The sequence below is a fragment of the Nocardioides agri genome (genome assembly GCF_013778305.1).
GTDB classification, from domain to species: domain Bacteria; phylum Actinomycetota; class Actinomycetes; order Propionibacteriales; family Nocardioidaceae; genus Nocardioides; species Nocardioides agri.
In genome coordinates, this window is record NZ_JACEIC010000002.1 from 2235782 (window position 1) to 2253258 (window position 17477).

A 17477-nucleotide genomic window follows, 5' to 3' on the forward strand; every position below is an offset into this window, starting at 1 on the left:
ACCCATGCGCGAGGGCATGGTGCTGGTGCCGGGCGGCACGGCCGTCATCGGGAGCACCTCCTGGTACGCCGAGGAGGCGCCGCTGCGCACGGTCGAGGTCGGTGACGTCTGGTTCGACCGGGTGCCGGTCACCAACGCCGACTTCGCACGGTTCGTCGAGGACACCGGGCACGTGACCGTCGCCGAGACGGCACCCGACGCCGCGGACTTCCCCGGCGCCGACCCGGCGCTGCTGGTGCCGGGCTCGCAGCTCTTCACGCAGACCGACGGCCCGGTGCACCTCGGCGACTGGACCCAGTGGTGGCGCTGGCAGCCGGGCGCCTGCTGGCGCGCGCCCGACGGCCCGGGCAGCACCTGGGAGGACCGTGAGGACCATCCGGTCGTCCACGTCGGCTGGGAGGACGCCACGGCGTACGCCGCGTGGGCCGGCAAGGACCTGGCCAGCGAGGCCGAGTGGGAGCACGCGGCCCGTGGCGGCCTGGCCGGCCGGGACTTCGCCTGGGGCGACGAGCTCAACCCCGGCGGGAGTCGGCTCGCGAACACCTGGGTCGGCCCGTTCCCCTGGCGCAGCGACGACCCGGACGGGCACCATCGCACGTCGCCGGTGGGAAGCTACCCCGCCAACGGCTACGGCCTGGCCGACATGATCGGCAACGTCTGGGAGTGGACCTCGACGCGCTGGACCGACGACCACGGCACGTCCCCGTCCCCGTGCTGCGGAGGCGGGTCGTCCCTCCGGGAGACCGACCGCTTCGTCACCAAGGGCGGCTCACACCTCTGCTCGCCCCACTACTGCCAGCGCTACCGGCCTGCCGCCCGCCAGGGTCACGGCGTCCGGGACACGACCTCTCACGTCGGGTTCCGGTGCGTGCTCCGTCCGTGACCGCGGCGCCGGCGCAGCAGGTGCTCCGACGACGCGCCGCTGGCTGCTCGCTCCTGCGCGTGCTCGATGGCCTTCTCGCGGATCCGCCGGTTGATGGCGGTCGCGGCCGTCGCGATGATCGCGACGTTGAAGAAGATCTGGACGATCACGACGCCGCGGGCGAACTGCCCGGCCGCGTGGATGTCGCCGTACCCGATCGTCATCAGGGTCGTCAGCGTGAAGTAGAGCGCGTCCAGCTTGGTGTGGAGCTCCGGGATCTGGGCGGGCGAGCGGTCCGCGATCGTGTAGAAGATGAGCGCGAACACCACGATCGACAGGGCCAGCGCCAGGACCAGCCCGTCGACGTGCCGGGTGTCGTCGACCATCTGGAGCCGCACCTGCCAGATCACCAGCACCGCGAGCAGCGCCATCACCACGAGGCCGAGGCACAGCCGGACGACCTCGCTGCGGTTCGGGTCCGAGGTGAGGGGGAGGACGAAGTAGAGCACGCCCATCAGCCCGAGCCCGACGCCGAGCCGCAACCAGCGACGCCAGCCGTCCACGGTGCCTCCTCCAGCCCGTTTCACCCGCTACGGGTGATCGATCGTCGGCGCGGTGCCACCACGCTGAGGCCATCCTGCCGGAAGGTGTGCCGCGGACACGGGAGGTGAGCACGGGGTGGACCTCGCCGCGCTGCGGGATCGGATGACCACGACGTACCGGCTCCGCCGGGACCAGGTGCTTGACCTGGTCGAACGCGTGCCCATCCTCGGCCGTCTGGTCAACGAGTTCGTCCGCATCGAGTTCATCGACCGGTGCATGCTGATCGCCGCCCAGGGACTGCTGGCGCTGATCCCGATGCTGGTGGTGCTGGCGGCGTTCCTCCCGAACCTCACCGAGGCGGGCCTCGACCAGTTCTCCTCGGCCACCGGGCTCGCCGGCGGCAACCAGATGGTGAAGGCGGACGTGAACATCAGCGAGGTGCGTGCGCAGACCGGGCTGGTCGGCCTGCTGATCACGTTCTTCTCGGCCACCAGCTTCGCCCGCGCGGTGCAGCGGATGTACGAGCGGAACTGGCAGGTGCCGCACATCGGCGGCGTGGTCGGCGCCCGGCGCTGCTTCCTGTGGCTGGTGGGCTGGCTGCTCACGCTGCAGCTCCTCTCGGCCCTCATCCAGTTCATCGGCGGCGACTCCGTACTGCTCGGCACGATGCGGACCGGCGCCCAGATGCTCCTGGCGAGCGTGCTGTGGCTGGCGACCTCGCGCCTGCTGCTCTTCGGCCGGGTGCCGTGGCGTCACCTCGTCCTCGGCGCGCTGCTGACCGGGGTGCTGACGACCGTCTACAGCCGCGGCTCGTCGCTCGTGATGCCGCTCTACGTCGACCAGAACGCCGAGCAGTTCGGCACGCTCGGCGTGATCCTCGCGATCTCGACCTGGCTCATCGGGTTCGCCGCCGTGCTGGTCGGGTCGGCCCTCGTCGGACGGATCGTCTCCGAGGACCCGACGGTGCACCGCGTCGTCAGGGCGACGCTGGCGGCGGCGGGTCCGCTGCTTCCGGCTCGGTGGCGGCCGTCGGCGGACGGGACAGCAGCTCCACGACCAGGAGGATGACGGCGGCGATCACGACCAACCAGAGCGTGAATCCGCCGGTCGGGTGGTCGGCCATCGCGTAGACGATGAGCGCCAGGCCGAGCACGCCGCCGCGGATGGCGACCTTGTAGGTGCCGAGGAACTCGCCGAACGCGCCGGTGTTGACGCCGATCCGCTCGCCGCCCTGGCGGGCCCGGCCGATCGCGCCGCTCGTGCCGCGTCGCAGCGTGACCGCTGCCCGGCCGGGGCCGGAGATCCAGCCCACGAAGGCGATCGCCAGTGACAGGACCAGGATCGCGCGCAGGTTGAGCCGGATGAACCAGACCAGGGTGTCGTAGATCGCGGCGGCGGCGTCGACCGGGATCTGGTCGGTCGGGATCGCGTCGAGGTAGACCATCCGGAACGCGTTGAGGGCGACACCGAGCAGCAGCATCGACGCGGCGACGGCCAGCATCGCCGCGATCAGCGTCGTACGCCGGTTGCGCGCGACGCCCACGGCCACGGCGAGCAGCACGAGCAGCAGGATCGGCAGCAGCGTGTTGAGCGCGCTCAGCAGGCGGAAGGCGTTCTGCGCCTTGGTGATGTCGTCGGACTGGAAGATCGTGAACTGGGCGTCGACGGGCGGCAGCCGCTGGGCGAGGGTGAACCCGCGGTCGATCAGCCGCTGCTTGACCGCGTCGATGACGGTGGCCAGGTTGACGCTCACCGCGTTGTTGCTGATCTCGACCAGGTCGCTGTCCTTGCCGGTGAGCACCGCGACGAGCTGGGTGTGCGCCTGGCGGTTCGCCTCGATCCAGGCGTCCTCGAACTGGTCGGACTCGACCAGCGCCGCGACCTGGTCGTGGATGAAGCTCTCGATTGAGTCGGCCAGCGGGCCGCTGAGCGCGGCGAGGCTGGTCGCGGCGAGCGGCGGCAGGCCTCGGTCCTTGAGGGCGTCGATCGCCTCCTGGGTGACGGCCTGGACCTGGAGGCGGGTGGTGATCTCGCTGGTGACCCGGTCGGTCACGGCGGCCTGCACGTCGGGGTCGTCGGCGAGCGGCGCGATCGACTCGACGTACCGGTCGGTGTCGGCCACCTCGTTGTGCGCCCAGCGCGCGATCACCCCGAGCGGGGTGAGGATCGCGATCACGACCACGAGCACGGTCGCCACGACCGGGCGCCACCACCCCGTGCGGTCGGGCTGCTGGACCGGGAGCGGGACCGTCGGCGGGGCGGCGTCGACCTGCGCCCGCAGCCGCTCGACCTCGGCGCGCAGCTCCTCGACCTCGGACTGCTGGGGCTCGGTCACTGTGGACTCCCTTCAGGCCCGGCGGCTCAGGCGGCCGGTCGCAGCGAACGCAGGCGCAGGGCGGCGAAGAGCGCGAGCGCGCCGGCGAGGAGGAGCCACAGCGCGACCAGCAGCACCAGCACCTTGAGCGAGAAGTCGGTGAAGACCACGAGGAAGCCACCGAACAGCATGCTGAGCAGGCCGGTCACGAGCTCGAAGGCGCGGCCGCCGGCGCCGGGCGAGACCAGGGCGCCGAGGACGTCGACGATGCCGGCGATCAGCCAGAAGACGCCGAGCACCATGGCGACGACGAGCACGCTCTGCAGCGGGTCACGCAGGATGAGCAGGCCGACGATGAGCGCGATGCCGCCGGTCAGGCCCACGAGCACCCGGATCCCCTCGGTGCGTCCGGACACGGCGGCCACCAGCCGCAGCACGCCCATCACCAGCAGCTGGATCGCCACGAGGACGGTGAAGATCGTGATCGTGACGTCCGGCCAGACCAGCAGGGCCACGCCCATGGCCAGCGTCACGATGGCGTAGGCGAGCACGAGTCCCCAGTGCTCGGCGAGGTTGACCAGGAGCGGCGGCAACGGCCGGTCCGGTTCCCTCTCGGCGATCTGGCTGTGCGTCATCAGTCCCTCCCGGGCGCCGTCGGTGACCTCACGATCCCGCGCGGGGGTGCGGACTGCCCTCGCCCGAATCGGGTGGACTGACCTGGGGCCGTCAGAGCAGGTTCATCGCCCGCGCGGCGGCGAGGGCCGCGCTGCGCCGGTTGACGGAGAGCTTCGCGTAGAGGCTCGACACGTGGGTCTTGACGGTGTTCTCCGAGACGAAGAGGTTGGCCGCGATGTCGGCGTACGTCGACCCGCGGGCCAGCTCGTGCAGCACGTCGCGCTCGCGGGGGCTCAGCGTCGGACGGATCGTCGTGGCCGGCTCGCCCTCGCGCTCGCGCGGCGATGCGGTGGAGGGTCCGAAGAACGCCGTGATGCCGGCGAGCCCGGCGATGTCGGCCAGCACCTCCGAGAGCCACGGGTCGGTGTGGCCGGCCAGCAGCCGCTGCACCAGGTCGGGCACCGGCGTCCCGTGCCGGCACCAGCCGAGGAACGCCACTGCGTTGCGGCGTACCGCCGTCTCGAGGGAGGCCTCCTGCAGCAGCGCCAGTGCCCGGTCGCGCTCGCCGAGCGCGTCGGCGAGCTGGGCCTGCGCCACCAGGGCGATCGCCCGGACGGCCGGCTGCGACCGGACCGGAGCCTGCGCGGCCTCGCCCAGGTGGCGCAGCGCCGCCCGTCGGTCTCCGAGGAAGTCGGCGCGCAGACCGCGCACCAGCGCGGCCTCCGCGCGGGCGTCGAGCTCGGCCAGCTGGTCGTGGATCCGCGCCAGCAGGGGCGCGTCGCCGCTCAGGCCGGCGAGGAAGGCCCGTTCGAGCAACAGGCCGACCGCGAGGTGGACCGGCAGCGGAGGGGTCTCCAGCGGCACCTCGAGCGCCAGCTCGGCACCGGCCACGGACCCGTGGGCGAGCTCCAGCCGCGAGCGGCGGGTGCGGATCCAGAACCTGGTCGCGAGGTCGGAGGGGTGGGCCGGCACCGGGTCGTGGGCGATCTCGGCGATCCCGCGGCGCAGCGGCACGCTGTTGAGCTGGGAGAGCTGGCGGACCAGGCGGGCTCGTCCCACCGAGTAGTCCGCGTCGAGGCCGCGAGCCTCCACCTGGGCGAGCACCTCCTCGGCGACCTCGATCGCCGCGCTCTCGCGGCCGCGCATGTACTCGGTGAAGGCGAGGTGGGACAGGGCGACGACGCCGAGCAGCGGCAGGTCGTGGCTCTGGCTGAGGCGGACCGCGGCCGAGAGGTGCTCCTCGGCCGCCTCGAGGTCGCCGGTCCAGTTCTGGGTGATCGCGATCTCGCACAGCAGCATCGGCAGCGATGCGGGTGCCTGGGAGGCCGCGTCCGCGGCGACCCGCTCACCGTGCTCGATGGCGAGTGCGGTCGGCTCGAGCCCGAGCCGCGAGCGCATCAGCCGGGCGGTGGCCAGGTGGAGCACGGAGTCGGGGGTGTTCGGCTGCGGCTCGTGCAGGATCCGGTCGAGCCACTGCGCGGCGGTGGTGATGTCACCGCGGAACCACCGCTCCATCGCGAGCGTGAACCACGTCCCCGGGTTGACCTCGACGGCCGACGGGTGGGCGGCGGCGAAGCCCTGGATGGCGTCCCGGTGGTCGCGCAGCAGCAGCGTCGGTCCCTCGTCGGCGAGGAGAGCGGCCGCCGCGGCGTGCTCGCCGACGGCCGCGAGCCGCGGGAGCGCCCGCTCCGTCGCGCCGCGGCCGACGTCGAGCCGCACGGCCCGCTGGACCGTGGCCGCCGCGCGGATCACGTCGACCCCACCGGAGGAGATCCGCCGGCGGACGACCTCGGTGAGCAGCGGGTGGATGACGTAGCGCTCGCCGGCCTCGGCCGGCGACGCCACGAGCTCGTCGGAGTCGTGGGCCGCGACCCGGGTGACCAGCAGCCCCGTGGCCTCCAGGTCGGCGAGGATCGCGCCGGCCTCGTTGTCGTGGGAGAGGTGCGCCGCGATCTCGGACGTGACGACCGGCTCGTTGGCGACGCAGAGCAGCAGGTGCCGCTCGCGCGGACGCAGGGTGGCGAACACGTCGCTGGCCACGCGGTCGGCGACCGAGGGGCCGCCGGCGGCGTACCGCAGCGCGCTGTCGACGGGGTCAGGGGTCGCCCCGACCGCACGGGCCGTCAGCACCACCGCGGCGCACCAGCCCTGGGTGCGGCCGGCGATCGCCCGGGCGACCTCGGGGGCGTCGGTGCGGGCGTGCGCGGCGACCAGGGCCCCGGTCTCGGCCTCGTCGAGCCGCAGCAGCTCGCCGCGCAGCATCGTCAGGTGACCGAGGAGCTCGGGCGCGAGCCGGGTGAACGGCAGGTCCCACCGGGAGGCGAGCAGCACGCGGAAGGACTCGGGGTCGGTGTCGAGGAGCGCGTCGAGCGCCCGGACGGTCGGAAGCGGCAGCCGGTGGGCGTCGTCGACGACGACGAGCGCCGGCCGGTCGGCCACCGTCCGGCGCAGCAGCGGCAGCAGCCGGTCGGCGTCCCAGCCGGCGTCGGCGGTCACCCAGGTCGCGTCGGCGGCGCGGCCGCTGCGCCGCAGCCAGCCGGCGATGCCGAGCGTCTTGCCCGAGCCGCCGGGGCCGATGAGCAGGGTGACGGCCGACTCGGTGGCCTCGTCCAGGTGCTCCCAGAGTCGACGGCGCGGGACGTAGGCGCGTGGCAACGCAGGAAGGCGTCCGGCCAGTGCCGCGCTGGTGCGCGGCCGGTGCCGTGCGGCTGCGCCAGCCATGGGTCTTCTCTCCGATGGCGAGCGAGCACGGGTTCGACCCGCTCTTTACGGTCACCCTAGGGTCGGAATGGGCCATCAGTGTCACCCACCCGGGTGAAGTCCGGGTGAACTTTCTCGAGCGCGGAACTCGACGGAAAAGGTCCGTATTCGGCTATCAGAGCAGGCCGTGCGTGCGGGCGACCCGCAACGCGTCGACCCGGCGATCGACGTCGAGCTTGCGGTAGATCGAGGCGAGGTGGGTCTTGACGGTGTTCTCGCTGACGAACAGCGCGCGGGCCAGATCGGCGTTGCCCCCGCCGAGCGCCAGCTGCTGGAGCACCTCGAGCTCGCGGGCGGTCAGCACGAACCGGGTCTGGCCGGACGCGTCCCGGCCCCGCCCGACGTCGGGGTAGCGCAGCGGCAGGCGGGCCATCGCCTCGACGGCGGTGGCCGCGAACGGGTGTGCTTCGGGCCGGGCGGCCTCGGCGACGAAGAGGTCGGCGAACGACGGGCTGAGCATCCGACCGATCGACAGGATCCACAGGAGTCGCTGGGGTGCCGCCCGGGTGAGCAGGTCGGGCACCAGGTCCCGGGCGGTCTCGACCGAGCTGGGGGTGCCCATCCGCTGGAGCATCGCGACGTGGCAGACGGCGGCCGGGAGCGCGACCGACGCCGGAGCATGGACCGTGGCGAGGACCAGGTCCGCCAGCTCACGCGTGGCCCGCTGCTCGTCGCCCGCCAGGGCGGCCTGCACGGCCTCGGAGAGGCGGACCTCCGACTCCAGGCCGAGGTCGCGCATGGAGTCGGCGAGTCCGGTGACCATCCCCAGGTCGCCCATCGTGACGGCGATCGGCAGCCGGACCAGGCGGTCGACGCGGGCGATGTGGCGGGGCAGCAGCTCCGGGACCTCGCCGCGCCCGTCGAGCAGCCGGCGCGCCGCCTCGGCGTTCCCGGTCGCCGTCAGGACGCACGCCTGCAGCAGCCGGCCGAACGCGCGCAGCAGCGGGTCGCGCAGCCCGTGGGGGGTGGCCTCGAACGCGTCGACCGCCGCCTCGGCCTCGTCCAGCCGCAGCTCCATCAGCAGACCCCAGCCGCGCGCCAGGTGCGCGCGCGCCGTCGCCTTGCCGGCACCGCCCGAGCCGGGGACGTGGACGCGCATGGCGCGCTCGGCCGACTCGACAGCGTTCTGGTAGCCGCCCGTCACCATCTCGAGCACAGCGCGCTGGGCGAGCGCGCCGCGGGTGAGGACGGGGTGGTCGACCTGCTCGGCGTACATGATCACGTCCTGGACGTGCACCCCTGCGAGCGCCACCTGACCGAGCCAGATCTCGAACGCCGACAGCTCGAGGCTCAGCCAGGCCGCCGCCGTCGGTGACATGCCGGCCAGGTCGTGGGCGCTGACCTCCTCGTCGTGGCGGCAACCGAGGACCCGCGCGGCGCGCTCCAGCGCCGGCACCGACTCCCGCCACCCGTAGCGGGCCTGCCACAGCTCCAGCATCGCGAGGAGTGCCTCGCCGTCGCGCGACAGCGGGACGGCGGGCCCGCGGCCGTCGGCGGCGAGGGCGCGGTCCGCGGTGGCCTTCGCCGCGTCGACCCGGCCGCGCAGGCGCAGGAGTGTTGCGCGCAGCACCATCAGCTCCAGGTGCTGGGTGCGGACGTCGATCGGGATGGCCGCGACGGCCTCCTCGACGGCGGCGATGCGCTGCGTGCTCAGCAGCTCGGCCGCGAACGCCCGGAGCACCCGCAGCTGGACATCGATGTCGCCGGTGAGCCCCGCGTGACGGAGCGCGCGCTCGGCGTCCCGGGCCTCGACGTAGGCGTCGGTCGCGCGGTGGTGGGCCTCGACGACCAGCGGCCGGTCCGGACCGTCCGGGCCCGTCCGCTGCCGCAGCAGGTGGAGGAGCAGTGGGTGGTAGCGCCAGGTGGCGGCGCCGCTGTCGGGGTCGTGGCCGGTGGTGATGAAGACGCCGGTCGCCCGCTCGAGGTGGGCCTGGGCGTCAGGCACGCCGGAGAGCAGGGCCGCCTCGTCGGCGCGCACGGCGTCGAGGTGGCAGGTGGTGAGCAGCACGCGCCACAGCTCCGGAGGCCAGCGGACGGCCACCTCGCGCTCGAGGTAGTCGACGATCTGCGGTCGGGTGGCGGTGAGAGCCGCGCGTGCGGCCAGGTCGTCGGGCGACCCCGCGACGGCCCGGGCGCCGAGGACCAGCGCCGCAGCCCAGCCGTCCGCCTCGTCGAGCAGCGCGGCCCCGACGTCGGGATCGGTGTCGACGAGGTGGGGGCGGACGAGCTCCCACGCCCCGTCCTCGTCGAGACGGAGGTCGGTCGCGCGCAGCTGGGTCGCCCGACCGGCGAGGGTGAGGGCCGTCGGCACCAGACCGGGGTCGCCCCGGCCCATCAGCAGCAGCCGCACGGACTCCGGGTCGGTGGCCAGGATCTCGGAGATGGACCTCGCGGTCAGCGGCGCGAGCTGGTGGATCTCGTCGACCACGACGACGGCGGGTCCGTCCGGCTGCTCCGGGCACCGCATCGCCTCGAGGACGGCGAGCACGTGGTCGTCGTGGTCGCCGCGGACCCACGCGACCTTCAGTGTCGGGTCGGCGCTCGTCGCCCGCTGGACCCAGGCGGCGGCGGCGGCCGTCTTGCCGGTGCCGGCGTGCGCGACCAGCAGTGTCGCCGGCAGGGTCGGGACGGCGTCGAGCGCGTCGTCGATGCGCGGGCGGGGGACGTACGGCGCGGGTGGCGTGGGCGCTCTGGTGGCCACCGAGCGCTCGCTGTCCCCTGGCCGCATCACTGTTACATCCTCCCTGTCCCGTCAGCATTCCAGCACGGATCGCGCCGCTGCACCGGCCGTCCGCCGACACGCCGGTGGGCGGACGGTTCGCGAGGCAGCCTCACCGACCGAAGACCTCGCGCAGCGCGGCCAGGTGGGCGTCGGCGAGATCGGCGACGATGAGCTCGGCCCGCGGGACGTCGGCGACTGCGGCGTGGACCCGGTCCACGGCCGCTCGGGAGCTCAGCACCACCAGGGCGGAGCTGCCCGGCGTGACCTGGTCGCGGACCCGGTTGATGAAGCGGTCGTCGATGCCGATGTCCGCGAGCGAGCCCGCCACGGCACCCCCGGCCGCACCGACCGCGGCGCCGAGCAGCGGCACGAAGAACACCAGGCCGAAGAGCAGCGCCCAGAAGCCCTCGTCGAGGGCGCCGGTGAGCGCCGGCGCGGCCACCTGCCAGGTCCGCGGCCTGCGCTCCTTGGCGTCCCACTCCACGACGGCCGCGTCGTGCAGCGCGACGGTCTGGTCGTCCTGGAAGTCCGGATCGCCGGCCAGGTCGTCGAGGAGCTGTGCGGCGCGCGCTGCACCGGCGGGCGTGTCGAACCGCCAGACGGTGAGCGAGGGCATGGGGCGAGCGTGGCCGCACGTGCCGGTGACGACCTCACCCGTTCCTCGTGAACCTGTCCCGCCGGGCCCGGCCGGTGCCTGGCGGGCGGACCGTCTCCCCCTTTTCCGGTGAGGCGGACGCCGGGGGCGCCGCTTACGGTCGAGACCGGAGCCGGGGTGTGGGACAAGGACATCGCCGGTTCCGCCCACCCCTTCCCCGGGAGCATGCAGGCGACCCATGACCAGGATGTTGATCCGCGTCGACGCGGAGCTCAGTGACGAGCTCAGCGGTGCCTTTCCGCACCTCGTCGCACGCAAGCAGCCCGCCACCACGACGCTCACGGGTGAGATGACGGACCAGGCCGAGCTCCAGGGCGTGCTGAACCTGCTGAACTCGCTGGGCATCAACGTCGTCGAGGTCGTGACCATCCCCGACTGACCCGTCTGTCAGGGGCCGGCCGGGCCACCCGCGCGGCTCAGGCCGGGGAGTCCTCGGGCTCGTCCTTGTTGGAGATCAGCGGTCGCACCCAGCGCGTCGTCGGGTCGGCGTCGACCAGCACCGCCTTCGTGAACAGCGTGAGAGGGATGGCGAGCAGCGCGCCGAGCGGCCCGATCACCCAGGTCCAGAAGACCAGCGAGAAGAAGCTCAGGGTGGTGGACAGCCCGACCGCGTCGCCGACGACCTTCGGCTGGATCACCGACTGGATGACGACGTTGAGCACGCAGTAGACGGCGATCACCGCGAGCATCAGGCTCGGGCCACCCTCGAGCAGCGCCAGGATGGCCGGCGGGATCAGCCCGATGATGAAGCCGATGTTGGGGATGTAGTTGGTGATGAAGGCCAGCAGACCCCAGAGCAGCGGCAGCGGCACCCCGAGCAGGGCGAGCGCGATCGAGTCAAGGACGGCGACGATCAGGCCGAAGACCGTGGACACGCCGAGGTAGCGGCGGGTGCCGTGCGCGAAGTCGTCGATCGAGTCGACGATCGCCGGCTTGTAGCCGCGCGCCCGCTCGAGCTGGCGCGGGAACGAGCTGCCGTCGACGGTCATGAACAGCACCAGCGCGAAGATGAAGAACAGGTTCGAGACCAGCCCCAGCAGCTCGCCCAGCAGGTCGGCGATGAAGCCGCCGAGCTGGCCGAGGTCGAACGACGACGCGACGGCGTCGATCTGTTTCTGGTCCACCCCGGCGTCGCTCAACCACGCGACGGCGTCGTCCACTCGCTTGTGGAACTCGTCGGTGTACTCCGGCAGGAGGGCCGCGAACCTGGCCGCTGAGACGACCAGCGCCAGCGCCAGCAGCACGATGCCCAGGTAGACCGTCGCGATGCAGACCGCTGACGACGCCCAGGACGGCATCCACCGGTTCAGCCAGCGACGCAGGGGATGGGCCAGCACGGTCAGGATCAGGGCGAAGAACGCCGGCGCGAGGATGTCGGCGGCCGCCCTCATCCCGGCGATGACCACGACGGCCGCGGCGAGCCCGACGAGGAGGAGGACGCCGCGCGGCAGCCCCGGGCGGGTCTGGTCGCTGGTCGTCGACACGTCGAGCTCCTCGGGTCCGTGGGCTGTGCCGCCCCATCGTGGTCGAGCCGCGGTGGGGGTCGGCTCACCCGAGTTGGGTGACCTCCGCAGGTTCGCCGATCCCTACTGTGGACCCGCTACGCGCCGTTGGGGCCGCGACCCACCGAGAGTGAGGCGGGGATGACCGGGATGCTCTCTTCTCCTGGCGCGGTGTGGAGCGCGATCGTCGTGGCGCTCAACCTCGCGATCGTCCTGTGCGCCCTGCTCGTGCTGCCGGGCGGGCGCCGACCGCAGACCGCGATGGCATGGCTGATCCTGATCCTGGCGCTGCCGTTCCTGGGCTTCGTGCTCTTCCTCCTCTTCGGCCGGACGACCGTCGGCAAGAAGCGGCGCGAGCTCCAGGTGCAGGTCAACGAGGCGATCCTCGCCGCGGCCCCGCTCTCACACCTCGCCGAGGACGACGACCGGCCGCCGCTGCCGCCGCTCGTCGAGGGCTTCACCAAGCTCAACCGCAACCTCGGCGTGCTCCCGATGACCCACGGCAACTCCGTGGAGCTGATCGACGACTACAACGGCTGTGTCGCCGCGATGGCACAGGAGGTCGCGACCGCGGAGCGGTTCGTGAACGTGCAGTTCTACATCTCGGCGTGGGACGAGGTGACCTCGCCCTTCTTCGAGGAGGTGGTGCGGGCGGTCCAGCGCGGCGTCGAGGTCCGCTTCCTCTTCGACCACATCGGCTCGAAGGGCATCCCGGTCTACAAGGAGATGCTCGCGAAGCTCGAGGGCACCGGGATCCGGTGGGCGCCGATGCTGCCGATCCGGCCCCTGAAGGGCGAGTTCCGGCGACCGGACCTGCGCAACCACCGCAAGATCCTCGTCGTTGACGGCCGGGTGGCGTTCAGCGGCTCGCAGAACCTGATCGAGGCCTGCTACGACAAGCCGAAGAACCAGAAGCTCGGCCGCGCCTGGGTGGAGCTGATGGCCCGGATCGAGGGCCCCGCCGTCCAGGAGCTCAACATCGTCTTCGCGACCGACTGGTTCACCGAGACCGGTGAGAGCCTGGAGCACCAGGTCGCCGAGGTTCCGAGCGCGCCGACGTCGCGGCCCGGGGCGGTCGCCGACGTCGGCGTGCAGGTGGTGCCCAGCGGTCCCGGCTTCGTCACCGAGAACAACCTGCGCCTCTTCAACAGCATCCTCTACTCGGCCGAGCGGACGCTCTCGGTGACGAGTCCCTACTTCGTGCCCGACGACTCGCTGCTCTACGCGATCACCACCGCAGCGCAGCGCGGGGTCGACGTCGAGCTCTTCGTCGGGGCGACGGCCGACCAGTTCATGGTCGCCCACGCGCAGCGCTCCTACTACGAGGCGCTGCTCGAGGCCGGGGTGCGCATCTGGCTCTACCCCGAGCCGTTCGTGCTGCACGCCAAGCACTTCAGCGTCGACGACCGGGTCGCGGTCGTCGGGTCCAGCAACATGGACATGCGGTCCTTCGCCCTCAACTACGAGGTCGTGATGATGATGACCGGCGCCGACATCGTCGCCCGGCTGGGGCGGGTCCAGGACACCTACCGCTCCCTGTCGACCGAGCTCACCCTCGACGAGTGGCGGCAGCGCACCCGCGGCCAGCGCTACGTCGACAACCTGATGCGCCTCACCGCCACGATCCAGTAGCCCCGATACTTGACCCATGGCTCGTCGGGCGCGTCGGTCGCAGTACGTCGGGGTGTGGGTCGTCGCGGCCGTGCTCGTCAACCTGCCGCTGGTGCACAGCACCTGGGCGGCCAACCGCATCGAGCGGGCCGGGGTCGACGTGACGGCCGAGGTCACCGACCACGGCGTGGCCGGGGACTGGCACTACCTGCGGTTCCAGCTGCCGGCCGACGTCGACCCGGCGCAGGCCACGCGGCAGGTCGAGGTGGACGACGCGACGTACGACGACGCCGTCGCGAGCGGGGAGCTCCAAGTCCGGGTGCTGCCCGACGACCCGGCGCAGTTCCAGGTCGACGGCCAGGCCGGCAACGGTGTGCTCGTTGTCCTCACGCTGCTCGTCGATCTGCTGCTGGTCGTGGTGGCGCTGCTGCTGTGGCGGTTCGGGCGAAGCCGCGGGCCGCTGCGCCTGCTGGCGGTCGAGGACGTGCGCCGCGGACCGCCCGGCGCGGAGCTGAACCAGGTGGCGCCGGAGACCTACCTGGTCCGGGGCGAGGTCGCCGAGATCACGGCGGACCGGATCGTGCTCGATCTCGACGGCAAGAGCGTCGAGGTGCTGCTCAACGGGCACTCGAACCCGGTCGGCCACCAACAGCCGGCACAGGTGCATGCGCGCCTGGCGTGACCGCGGCCCGGCGAGACATGCCGGTGACCAGCACGGCGACCATCAGCAACGGCCCGAGCACGACGAACGCCATCAGACCAGCCAGCACGAACGATGCACCCGACACGACAACCTCCTGGATCTTTGCCCCCCACCGAGAAAGGTCTCCCGCGGGGGACCGGCCTAAACCGTGGCGCGGGCAACACGCCCGCGCCACGGTCCGTCAGGCCCGGCTCTCGTCGCGGGCCAGGGCGTCGAGCTCCTCGTCGTACGACGTGTCGCGGAGGTAGGGCCGCTCCAGCTTCTCGCCCTCGACGTCGACGTCGGGCAGCAGCCGGTCCAGCCAGCGCGGCAGCCACCACGCGCGGTCGCCCAGGAGGTAGAGCGTCGCCGGGATCAGCACCATGCGGACGATGAAGGCGTCGAAGACGACGGCGGCGGCGAGCGCGAAGCCCATCGACTTCACGATCGGCTCGTCCTGGAGCATGAACGCCGCGAACACGGCGGTCATGATCGTCGCGGCGGCCGTGACCACCCGGGCGCTGTTGCGGAACCCGTCGACGATCGCCTCCCTCATCGAGTAGCCGTGGACGTGGGCCTCGCGGATCCGGGTCACCAGGAACACCTGGTAGTCCATCGCCAGGCCGAACACCACGCCGATCAGGAAGATCGGCATGAAGCTGACGATCGGCTGCCCCTCCATGAGGCCGAACGCGCCGTCCTGGAAGACCGCCACGGTCGCGCCCAGGGTGGCGAGCACCGACAGCAGGAACCCGAGGGTCGCCGTCAGCGGCACCAGGATCGAGCGGAACACGACCATCAGCAGCAGGAACGCGAGCCCGATGACGACCGCCAGGTAGATCGGCAGCGCGTCGGAGAGCCGCTCGGACACGTCGGTCGTGATCGCGGTCAGACCGGTGACGCCGGTGTCCGTGCCGGTCTCGGCCTCGATGCCCGCCTGGCCGTCGCGCAGGTCCTGGAGCAGCTGCTCCGTGGCCGTGTCGTCGGGGCCGGAGGACGGGGTGATCATGATCTGCGCGCCGGTGCCGGCCTCGTTCATGCCGACGACCTGCGCGTTCTCGACGTCCCGCTGGTCCGCGGCCCAGGCCGCGACCTTGCCGATCGCAGCGCCGCGGTCGGCCTCAGCGACGTCGGTGGCGTCGACGACGACCATCAGCGGACCCTCCCGGCCCGGGCCGAACGCCTCGGCGATCAGGTCGGAGGCCTTGCGCTGCGTGGTGTCGCTGGCAGCGGTGCTGTCGGTGGGGAACGCGAGGTGCAGGTCCTTCAGCGGCAGCGCGAGTGCGCCGAGGCCGAGGATCGTGACCAGGGCGAACGCCACCGGTCGGCGGCCGACGAGCCGGGCCCAGCGCACCCCGTTGTTGAGCACGTGGCCGTCGGGCTCGCGGTGCGGGGCGTAGCGGCGTACCCGGCCGGCGAAGGCCTTCGACTTCAGCATGCCGAGGATCGCCGGCAGCAGGGTCAGGGCGACGAGCACGGCGATCAGCACCGTCGCGGCGGCGGCGAGACCCATCGCGGTGAGGAAGGGGATGCCGACGACCGCCAGGGCGCTGAGCGCGATGAGCACGGTGAGGCCGGCGAAGACCACCGCCGAGCCGGCGGTGCCGACCGCGATGCCGACGGCCTGCTCGCGGTCCTCGGTGTGGTGGAGCTCGGTGCGGTAGCGGGCCAGGATGAACAGGGTGTAGTCGATGCCGACCGCGAGGCCGATCATCGTCGCGAGCATCGGGGTGCTGGAGCCGATGTCCATGAACGCGGTCATCGCCGTGATGCCGGTCATGCCGAGCGCGACGCCGAAGACCGCGGTGAGGATCGGGAGCCCGGCGGCCACCATCGACCAGAAGGTGAGCACGAGGACGACGAGCGCGACGGCGATGCCGATCAGCTCAGACGAGCCGCCGGGCTCGGACATGGCGCTCATGCCGGAGCCGTTGGCCTCGACGGTGAGGCCGTCCGCGCGGGCGGTGTCCATGACTTCCGCGAGCCGGTCCTGGGTGGCGGGCTCCACGTCCTGCGGGGTCTCGACGTCGAAGTCGAAGGTGATCGTGCCGACCCGGGCGTCGGCGGAGAGCGGGCTCAGCGCCTGGGCGTCGGCCCGCGCCGCGCTCGGCGGGGTGCCGCTCTGCCGGGCCGACTCGAGCATCTGCTGGCGCTGCGAGTCGGCAGCCCGGACGGGGTTGGCGATCGGCGCGTCCGCCGCGACCTGCGGCAGCTCGCGCAGGTCGGCGACCAGGGCGTCGACGGCGGCGGCGTACGACGCGTCCTCGAGGGTGTGACCCTCCGGCGCGGCGACGACGACGTCGACGGTCGCCTGGTCGAAGGCGTCGACCGACTGCGGGAAGAGCTCCTCCTGCATGTCGGCCGCCTTCTCGGACGGGATGCCGGGGATCGAGAACGAGTCGGTCATCGGCTTCGACATGGTCGCGGCGACGAAGCCGACGGCGAGCATCGCGACGATCCAGCCGACGATGAAGACCGGCCACCGCCGGTAGGCGGTCGTGCCGAGCCTGTGGAGCAGGGTTGCCATGGGGTGTCCTTCTGGGTGGGGAAGCGGAACGGGTCAGCCGAGGAGCTCGCGGGCGGCCGCGAGCTGGTCGTCGAAGGCCTCGACGAGGGTGCGGTCGCCTGCGGTGAAGGCGTCGAGCGCGACGTCGAACAGCGCGAGGACCAGCCGCAGCAGGAGTCGGGCCCGGGCCGGGTCGAAGCCCGCACCCTCCCGCTCGAGCACCAGGTCGGTGAAGTCCGCGGTGATCGTCTCGAACCGGTGGTGCGCGGCGGCGAGCAGCCGCGGCTCGCTCACGAGCAGCCGACGGGCGCGCTCGACCGTGGGCCGGTCGAGCTGCTTGGTGGAGAGCGCGGTGCGCGCGAGCTCGGCGAGGTCGTCGATGAGGGTGCCGTGCGGGCCGCCGGCGCGGAACGCCGCGACATCCCGTTCGGGCACCTCCGGCTCGGGGCCGAGGACCGCGTCGGTCTTGCTCGCGAAGTAGTTGAAGAGTGTCCGGCGGGACACGTCGGCGGCCTCGGCGAGGTCCTCCATCGTGAAGCCGTCGAGACCGTGCTGCTCGGCGAGCACCTGCGCGGCGTGCGTGATCCGGTGGGCGGTCGCCACCTTCTTCTGCTCACGCAGACTGATTGCACTCTCGGACATAGAGTGTAGTTTTGCACTCAATTGAGCGAAGTGCAAAATCTGTGGCAGCCATCACAGGCTGCG

The 17477-nt window shown here is 72.4% G+C and carries 14 protein-coding genes; 5 read left to right on the forward strand and 9 right to left on the reverse strand.

Annotated features, from left to right (window positions below; all coding sequences use genetic code 11):
* The first annotated feature begins 4 nt into the window (after positions 1–4).
* Entirely contained in the window at positions 5–883 is an 879-nt protein-coding gene (locus tag HZF07_RS15355) for a formylglycine-generating enzyme family protein (protein ID WP_198346404.1), read from the forward strand.
* Here HZF07_RS15355 and HZF07_RS15360 read toward each other — a convergent pair.
* Complete coding sequence (locus tag HZF07_RS15360) at positions 850–1425, reverse strand: potassium channel family protein (RefSeq protein ID WP_157342788.1); 576 nt, start codon at positions 1423–1425, stop codon at positions 850–852. The genes HZF07_RS15355 and HZF07_RS15360 overlap by 34 nt on opposite strands.
* A gap of 142 nt (positions 1426–1567) precedes the next feature.
* Here HZF07_RS15360 and HZF07_RS15365 point away from each other — a divergent pair, with 142 nt between their 5' ends.
* Positions 1568–2473 carry a YhjD/YihY/BrkB family envelope integrity protein gene (locus HZF07_RS15365; RefSeq protein ID WP_157342789.1) on the forward strand — a complete coding sequence of 302 codons (906 nt, stop codon included), beginning with the start codon at positions 1568–1570 and terminating at the stop codon, positions 2471–2473.
* Here the strand turns inward: HZF07_RS15365 and HZF07_RS15370 are convergent.
* The 5 genes from HZF07_RS15370 to HZF07_RS15390 all read right to left on the reverse strand — a co-directional run bounded on the left by HZF07_RS15370 (position 2382) and on the right by HZF07_RS15390 (position 10432).
* Positions 2382–3740: a hypothetical protein gene (locus HZF07_RS15370; RefSeq protein ID WP_157342790.1), complete on the reverse strand. Its 1359-nt coding sequence runs from the start codon at positions 3738–3740 to the stop codon at positions 2382–2384. The genes HZF07_RS15365 and HZF07_RS15370 overlap by 92 nt on opposite strands.
* A gap of 26 nt (positions 3741–3766) precedes the next feature.
* A complete protein-coding gene (locus HZF07_RS15375; protein WP_157342791.1) occupies positions 3767–4354 on the reverse strand; it encodes an HdeD family acid-resistance protein in 588 nt (195 codons plus the stop codon).
* A gap of 91 nt (positions 4355–4445) precedes the next feature.
* A complete protein-coding gene (locus HZF07_RS24025) occupies positions 4446–7055 on the reverse strand; it encodes a LuxR C-terminal-related transcriptional regulator (RefSeq protein WP_232523058.1) in 2610 nt (869 codons plus the stop codon).
* Positions 7056–7209: 154 nt separating this feature from the next.
* The gene (locus HZF07_RS24525) at positions 7210–9795 is read right to left on the reverse strand and encodes a LuxR C-terminal-related transcriptional regulator (protein ID WP_309504772.1); all 2586 of its coding nucleotides are present in this window, start codon (positions 9793–9795) and stop codon (positions 7210–7212) included.
* 130 nt (positions 9796–9925) lie between these two features.
* Entirely contained in the window at positions 9926–10432 is a 507-nt protein-coding gene (locus tag HZF07_RS15390) for a DUF1269 domain-containing protein (RefSeq protein WP_157342792.1), read from the reverse strand.
* A gap of 217 nt (positions 10433–10649) precedes the next feature.
* Here HZF07_RS15390 and HZF07_RS15395 point away from each other — a divergent pair, with 217 nt between their 5' ends.
* Positions 10650–10850 carry a hypothetical protein gene (locus HZF07_RS15395; RefSeq protein WP_157342793.1) on the forward strand — a complete coding sequence of 67 codons (201 nt, stop codon included), beginning with the start codon at positions 10650–10652 and terminating at the stop codon, positions 10848–10850.
* 37 nt (positions 10851–10887) lie between these two features.
* Here the strand turns inward: HZF07_RS15395 and HZF07_RS15400 are convergent, their stop codons facing one another.
* On the reverse strand, positions 10888–11955 hold the full coding sequence (locus HZF07_RS15400; protein WP_309504774.1) for an AI-2E family transporter: 1068 nt from the start codon (positions 11953–11955) through the stop codon (positions 10888–10890).
* Between the two features lie 168 nt (positions 11956–12123).
* Here HZF07_RS15400 and cls point away from each other — a divergent pair, with 168 nt between their 5' ends.
* Entirely contained in the window at positions 12124–13605 is a 1482-nt protein-coding gene (gene cls / locus HZF07_RS15405) for a cardiolipin synthase (protein WP_157342794.1), read from the forward strand.
* A gap of 16 nt (positions 13606–13621) precedes the next feature.
* Complete coding sequence (locus HZF07_RS15410) at positions 13622–14266, forward strand: hypothetical protein (protein ID WP_157342795.1); 645 nt, start codon at positions 13622–13624, stop codon at positions 14264–14266.
* Between the two features lie 202 nt (positions 14267–14468).
* On the opposite strand, the gene HZF07_RS15415 is transcribed toward HZF07_RS15410, so the two are convergent.
* Positions 14469–16793, reverse strand: coding sequence for an MMPL family transporter (locus HZF07_RS15415; RefSeq protein WP_157342796.1), 2325 nt, complete (start codon positions 16791–16793; stop codon positions 14469–14471).
* A gap of 33 nt (positions 16794–16826) precedes the next feature.
* Entirely contained in the window at positions 16827–17414 is a 588-nt protein-coding gene (locus tag HZF07_RS15420; protein ID WP_157342797.1) for a TetR/AcrR family transcriptional regulator, read from the reverse strand.
* Positions 17415–17477 lie beyond the last annotated feature (63 nt).

Coding starts and splice junctions, on each gene's coding strand:
- HZF07_RS15390 (WP_157342792.1), bottom strand. CDS start 10,432: ATGCCCTCGCTCACCGTCTGGCGGTTCGACACGCCCGCCGGTGCAGCG.
- HZF07_RS15415 (WP_157342796.1), bottom strand. CDS start 16,793: ATGGCAACCCTGCTCCACAGGCTCGGCACGACCGCCTACCGGCGGTGG.
- HZF07_RS24025 (WP_232523058.1), bottom strand. CDS start 7,055: ATGGCTGGCGCAGCCGCACGGCACCGGCCGCGCACCAGCGCGGCACTG.
- HZF07_RS15355 (WP_198346404.1), top strand. CDS start 5: ATGCGCGAGGGCATGGTGCTGGTGCCGGGCGGCACGGCCGTCATCGGG.
- cls (WP_157342794.1), top strand. CDS start 12,124: ATGCTCTCTTCTCCTGGCGCGGTGTGGAGCGCGATCGTCGTGGCGCTC.
- HZF07_RS15420 (WP_157342797.1), bottom strand. CDS start 17,414: ATGTCCGAGAGTGCAATCAGTCTGCGTGAGCAGAAGAAGGTGGCGACC.
- HZF07_RS15365 (WP_157342789.1), top strand. CDS start 1,568: ATGACCACGACGTACCGGCTCCGCCGGGACCAGGTGCTTGACCTGGTC.
- HZF07_RS15410 (WP_157342795.1), top strand. CDS start 13,622: ATGGCTCGTCGGGCGCGTCGGTCGCAGTACGTCGGGGTGTGGGTCGTC.
- HZF07_RS15375 (WP_157342791.1), bottom strand. CDS start 4,354: ATGACGCACAGCCAGATCGCCGAGAGGGAACCGGACCGGCCGTTGCCG.
- HZF07_RS15395 (WP_157342793.1), top strand. CDS start 10,650: ATGACCAGGATGTTGATCCGCGTCGACGCGGAGCTCAGTGACGAGCTC.